The sequence below is a fragment of the Frigoribacterium sp. VKM Ac-1396 genome (genome assembly GCF_015350895.1).
Taxonomy (GTDB): domain Bacteria; phylum Actinomycetota; class Actinomycetes; order Actinomycetales; family Microbacteriaceae; genus Frigoribacterium.
The window spans coordinates 1-5,635 of sequence record NZ_JADKSD010000005.1 but is presented as its reverse complement, the minus strand read 5'-3'; the positions used below and the strand labels follow the sequence as shown (position 1 = coordinate 5,635).

Annotated in this window: 3 rRNA genes; all 3 read left to right on the top strand. The window is 54.6% G+C overall.

The window, feature by feature from the left end:
- Nucleotides 1–213 precede the first annotated feature (213 nt).
- Nucleotides 214–1,733, top strand: a 16S ribosomal RNA gene (locus tag ITJ55_RS15820).
- A 472-nt stretch (nt 1,734–2,205) separates the two neighbouring features.
- Nucleotides 2,206–5,328 (top strand): 23S ribosomal RNA (locus ITJ55_RS15815).
- Between the two features lie 178 nt (nt 5,329–5,506).
- Nucleotides 5,507–5,623, top strand: a 5S ribosomal RNA gene (gene rrf, locus ITJ55_RS15810).
- Together the 16S, 23S and 5S rRNA genes form the textbook arrangement of a ribosomal RNA operon.
- The last annotated feature ends 12 nt before the right edge of the window (nt 5,624–5,635 follow it).

The following is a 5,635-nucleotide window of genomic DNA, read 5'->3' as shown; positions in this document are numbered from 1 at the left end:
GTGCGTTTGGTCCTTGAGAACTCAACAGCGTGCACATTGTCAAATGCCAAATTATACCCTGGCATTGCTTGTGGCTTCACCGTTTGGTGGGGTTGTGAGTGGTGTTTAGGTTTCTTTGAGATTGATGGACAACAACAATCGTCAGATTGTTTTGTTCTTTAGTCAGCATCAAATTCAGCAGTCATGGCCTATTCCGGTTGTGCTGTTTTTTCTTTTACGGAGAGTTTGATCCTGGCTCAGGACGAACGCTGGCGGCGTGCTTAACACATGCAAGTCGAACGATGAACTGGAGCTTGCTCCAGGGATTAGTGGCGAACGGGTGAGTAACACGTGAGTAACCTGCCCTTGACTCTGGGATAAGCGCTAGAAATGGCGTCTAATACCGGATACGAGCTTCAGCCGCATGGCTAGGAGTTGGAAAGAATTTTGGTCAAGGATGGACTCGCGGCCTATCAGCTAGTTGGTGAGGTAATGGCTCACCAAGGCGACGACGGGTAGCCGGCCTGAGAGGGTGACCGGCCACACTGGGACTGAGACACGGCCCAGACTCCTACGGGAGGCAGCAGTGGGGAATATTGCACAATGGGCGAAAGCCTGATGCAGCAACGCCGCGTGAGGGATGACGGCCTTCGGGTTGTAAACCTCTTTTAGTAGGGAAGAAGCGAAAGTGACGGTACCTGCAGAAAAAGCACCGGCTAACTACGTGCCAGCAGCCGCGGTAATACGTAGGGTGCAAGCGTTGTCCGGAATTATTGGGCGTAAAGAGCTCGTAGGCGGTTTGTCGCGTCTGCTGTGAAATCTGGGGGCTCAACCCCCAGCCTGCAGTGGGTACGGGCAGACTAGAGTGCGGTAGGGGAGATTGGAATTCCTGGTGTAGCGGTGGAATGCGCAGATATCAGGAGGAACACCGATGGCGAAGGCAGATCTCTGGGCCGTAACTGACGCTGAGGAGCGAAAGCATGGGGAGCGAACAGGATTAGATACCCTGGTAGTCCATGCCGTAAACGTTGGGAACTAGATGTGGGGGCCATTCCACGGTCTCCGTGTCGCAGCTAACGCATTAAGTTCCCCGCCTGGGGAGTACGGCCGCAAGGCTAAAACTCAAAGGAATTGACGGGGGCCCGCACAAGCGGCGGAGCATGCGGATTAATTCGATGCAACGCGAAGAACCTTACCAAGGCTTGACATATACCGGAAACGTCCAGAGATGGTCGCCCCGCAAGGTCGGTATACAGGTGGTGCATGGTTGTCGTCAGCTCGTGTCGTGAGATGTTGGGTTAAGTCCCGCAACGAGCGCAACCCTCGTTCTATGTTGCCAGCACGTTATGGTGGGAACTCATAGGAGACTGCCGGGGTCAACTCGGAGGAAGGTGGGGATGACGTCAAATCATCATGCCCCTTATGTCTTGGGCTTCACGCATGCTACAATGGCCGGTACAAAGGGCTGCGATACCGTAAGGTGGAGCGAATCCCAAAAAGCCGGTCTCAGTTCGGATTGAGGTCTGCAACTCGACCTCATGAAGTCGGAGTCGCTAGTAATCGCAGATCAGCAACGCTGCGGTGAATACGTTCCCGGGCCTTGTACACACCGCCCGTCAAGTCATGAAAGTCGGTAACACCCGAAGCCAGTGGCCTAACCCTTGTGGATGGAGCTGTCGAAGGTGGGATCGGTGATTAGGACTAAGTCGTAACAAGGTAGCCGTACCGGAAGGTGCGGCTGGATCACCTCCTTTCTAAGGAGCATGTACCCGCCCCGCTGTTTACACGGGGAGTTTCGGGTCAAGTCGGTTTCGAAGCGAATGTCTTCGGCCGGCGCTCATGGGTGGAACTTTGACAATGGCTCGTCACGATGAGCATCAGCGCTAGTACGACACTTTCGGGTGTTTGGAAGGTGAGGGTGTTCGGGTGGGGGAGCGTGCACGCTGTTGGGTCCTGAGGGACCAAGCACCTGACACGGTTGTGTCGGGGGTTTTACCTCTGGACCATGACTGTTCCGCATTACTTGCGGGGTGATCATGGTGCCGCCCGTATTTTGAGAACTACACAGTGGACGCGAGCATCTTAGTCGCAGATTATGGCCGGCCTTTTAGGTTGGTTGTTGTTTGTGATACTAAGTGCAATTTCTTAGACCAACCCGCCCTTTGGGGTGTGGTTGGCGAATGAGATAACACTGAGCTGTCAGTCTTTGGCTGGCAGCAACTTTGTGGTCAAGTTTCTAAGAGCAAACGGTGGATGCCTTGGCATCTGGAGCCGAAGAAGGACGTAGAAATCTGCGATAAGCCTCGGGGAGCTGATAATCGAGCCCTGATCCGAGGATCTCCGAATGGGGAAACCCCGCCAGGCGTTATGTCTGGTGACTCCCGCCTGAATATATAGGGCGGGTAGAGGGAACGTGGGGAAGTGAAACATCTCAGTACCCACAGGAAGAGAAAACAACAGTGATTCCGTCAGTAGTGGCGAGCGAAATCGGAAGAGGCTAAACCGGTCATGTGTGATAGACGGCGGTCGTTGCATGGTCGGGGTTGTGGGACCCGTTGTCCTGTTCTGCCGGACAGGAGCAGTTACAGCGCAGTATAGGCGAACAGCTTTGAATGGCTGGTCATAGAGGGTGCGAACCCCGTAGCCGAAATGCTGGCGCTGGCTGAATGGGTATCCCAAGTAGCTCGGGGCCCGAGAAATCCCGTGTGAATCTGTCAGGACCACCTGATAAGCCTAAATACTCCCAGATGACCGATAGCGGACAAGTACCGTGAGGGAAAGGTGAAAAGTACCCCGGGAGGGGAGTGAAATAGTACCTGAAACCGTTTGCTTACAAACCGTTGGAGCCTCCTTGTAGGGGTGACAGCGTGCCTTTTGAAGAATGAGCCTGCGAGTTAGCGATATGTGGCGAGGTTAACCCGTGTGGGGTAGCCGTAGCGAAAGCGAGTCTTAATAGGGCGATCCAGTCGCATGTCCTAGACCCGAAGCGAAGTGATCTATCCATGGCCAGGTTGAAGCGACGGTAAGACGTCGTGGAGGACCGAACCCACTTAGGTTGAAAACTGAGGGGATGAGCTGTGGATAGGGGTGAAAGGCCAATCAAACTTCGTGATAGCTGGTTCTCTCCGAAATGCATTTAGGTGCAGCGTTGCGTGTTTCTTGCCGGAGGTAGAGCTACTGGATGGCCGATGGGGCCCAAAAGCTTACTGACGTCAGCCAAACTCCGAATGCCGGTAAGTGAGAGCGCAGCAGTGAGACGGTGGGGGATAAGCTTCATCGTCGAGAGGGAAACAACCCAGACTACCAACTAAGGTCCCTAAGCGTGTGCTAAGTGGGAAAGGATGTGGAGTTGCATAGACAACCAGGAGGTTGGCTTAGAAGCAGCCACCCTTGAAAGAGTGCGTAATAGCTCACTGGTCAAGTGATTCCGCGCCGACAATGTAACGGGGCTCAAGCACACCACCGAAGTTGTAGATTTCGTATTATAGACAAGCCTTCGTGGTTCAGTCGTACGGAGTGGTAGGAGAGCGTCGTGTGGCCAGTGAAGCGGCGGTGTAAACCAGCCGTGGAGGCCACACGAGTGAGAATGCAGGCATGAGTAGCGAAAGACGGGTGAGAAACCCGTCCTCCGAAAGACCAAGGGTTCCAGGGCCAGGTTAATCCGCCCTGGGTAAGTCGGGACCTAAGGCGAGGCCGACAGGCGTAGTCGATGGACAACGGGTTGATATTCCCGTACCGGCGAAGAACCGCCCAAGCTAATCCAGTGGTGCTAAGAGTCCTAACCCGGCTGAGTGGATCCCTTCGGGGTGATGCCGGCCGGTCTAACGCTCGACCCCATGCTGGTGCGGTTAACGTATTAACAGGTGTGACGCAGGAAGGTAGCTGAGCCAGGCGATGGTATCCGTAAGGTGAACCTGGTGTAAGGATGTAGGGCTGACGATAGGCAAATCCGTCGTCAATGCGCCTGAGATCCGATGCGTACCCCGATTGGGGGAAATCAGTGATCCTATGCTGCCGAGAAAAGCATCGACGTGAGGTTCAAGCCGCCCGTACCCCAAACCGACTCAGGTGGTCAGGTAGAGAATACCAAGGAGATCGAGAGAATCGTGGTTAAGGAACTCGGCAAAATGCCCCCGTAACTTCGGGAGAAGGGGGGCCGGAACCGTGATGGGATTTACTCCCGGAGCGGGAAAGGCCGCAGAGACCAGTGGGAAGCGACTGTTTACTAAAAACACAGGTCCGTGCCAAGTCGCAAGACGATGTATACGGACTGACGCCTGCCCGGTGCTGGAAGGTTAAGAGGAAGGGTTAGCGCAAGCGAAGCTCAGAATTTAAGCCCCAGTAAACGGCGGTGGTAACTATAACCATCCTAAGGTAGCGAAATTCCTTGTCGGGTAAGTTCCGACCTGCACGAATGGCGTAACGACTTCCCAGCTGTCTCAACCGCGAACTCGGCGAAATTGCACTACGAGTAAAGATGCTCGTTACGCGCAGCAGGACGGAAAGACCCCGTGACCTTTACTACAGCTTGGTATTGGTGTTCGGAGTGGCTTGTGTAGGATAGGTGGGAGACTGTGAAGCTTGGACGCTAGTTCAGGTGGAGTCATTGTTGAAATACCACTCTGGTCACTTTGGATATCTAACTACGAACCGTGATCCGGTTCTGGGACAGTGCCTGGTGGGTAGTTTAACTGGGGCGGTTGCCTCCCAAAAAGTAACGGAGGCGCCCAAAGGTTCCCTCAACCTGGTTGGCAATCAGGTGTCGAGTGTAAGTGCACAAGGGAGCTTGACTGTGAGACTGACAAGTCGAGCAGGGACGAAAGTCGGGACTAGTGATCCGGCAGTGGCTTGTGGAAGCGCTGTCGCTCAACGGATAAAAGGTACCTCGGGGATAACAGGCTGATCTTGCCCAAGAGTCCATATCGACGGCATGGTTTGGCACCTCGATGTCGGCTCGTCGCATCCTGGGGCTGGAGTAGGTCCCAAGGGTTGGGCTGTTCGCCCATTAAAGCGGTACGCGAGCTGGGTTTAGAACGTCGTGAGACAGTTCGGTCCCTATCCGCTGCGCGCGTAGGAAATTTGAGAAGATCTATCCCTAGTACGAGAGGACCGGGATGGACGAACCTCTGGTGTGTCAGTTGTCCTGCCAAGGGCACCGCTGATTAGCTACGTTCGGAACGGATAACCGCTGAAAGCATCTAAGCGGGAAGCCGGCTTCGAGATGAGATTTCCATACCCTTCGGGGTGAGAGGCTCCCAGCTAGACTACTGGGTTGATAGGCCGGATGTGGAAGTGGGGACTAACGACCCATGGAGCTGACCGGTACTAATAAGCCGATAACTTGACAACACTCCCTCCCTGTAGAGGTGGGGGAAAGCTGCTTGCGTCCACTATGTGGTTCCCGAAATACGGTCGGGAACAACTCAATACAGATCTACATCAAGACAGACAAGACGCCGCACCCTTCACGGGTGTGGTGCATGGTCTGAAACAGACTTCACCGCCAGCAATGGTGTGTGGTAAATGTTTCGGCGGCCATAGCGAGAGGGAAACGCCCGGTCACATTCCGAACCCGGAAGCTAAGACTCTCAGCGCCGATGGTACTGCAAGGGGGACCTTGTGGGAGAGTAGGACACCGCCGGACTCCTTTTAGTGC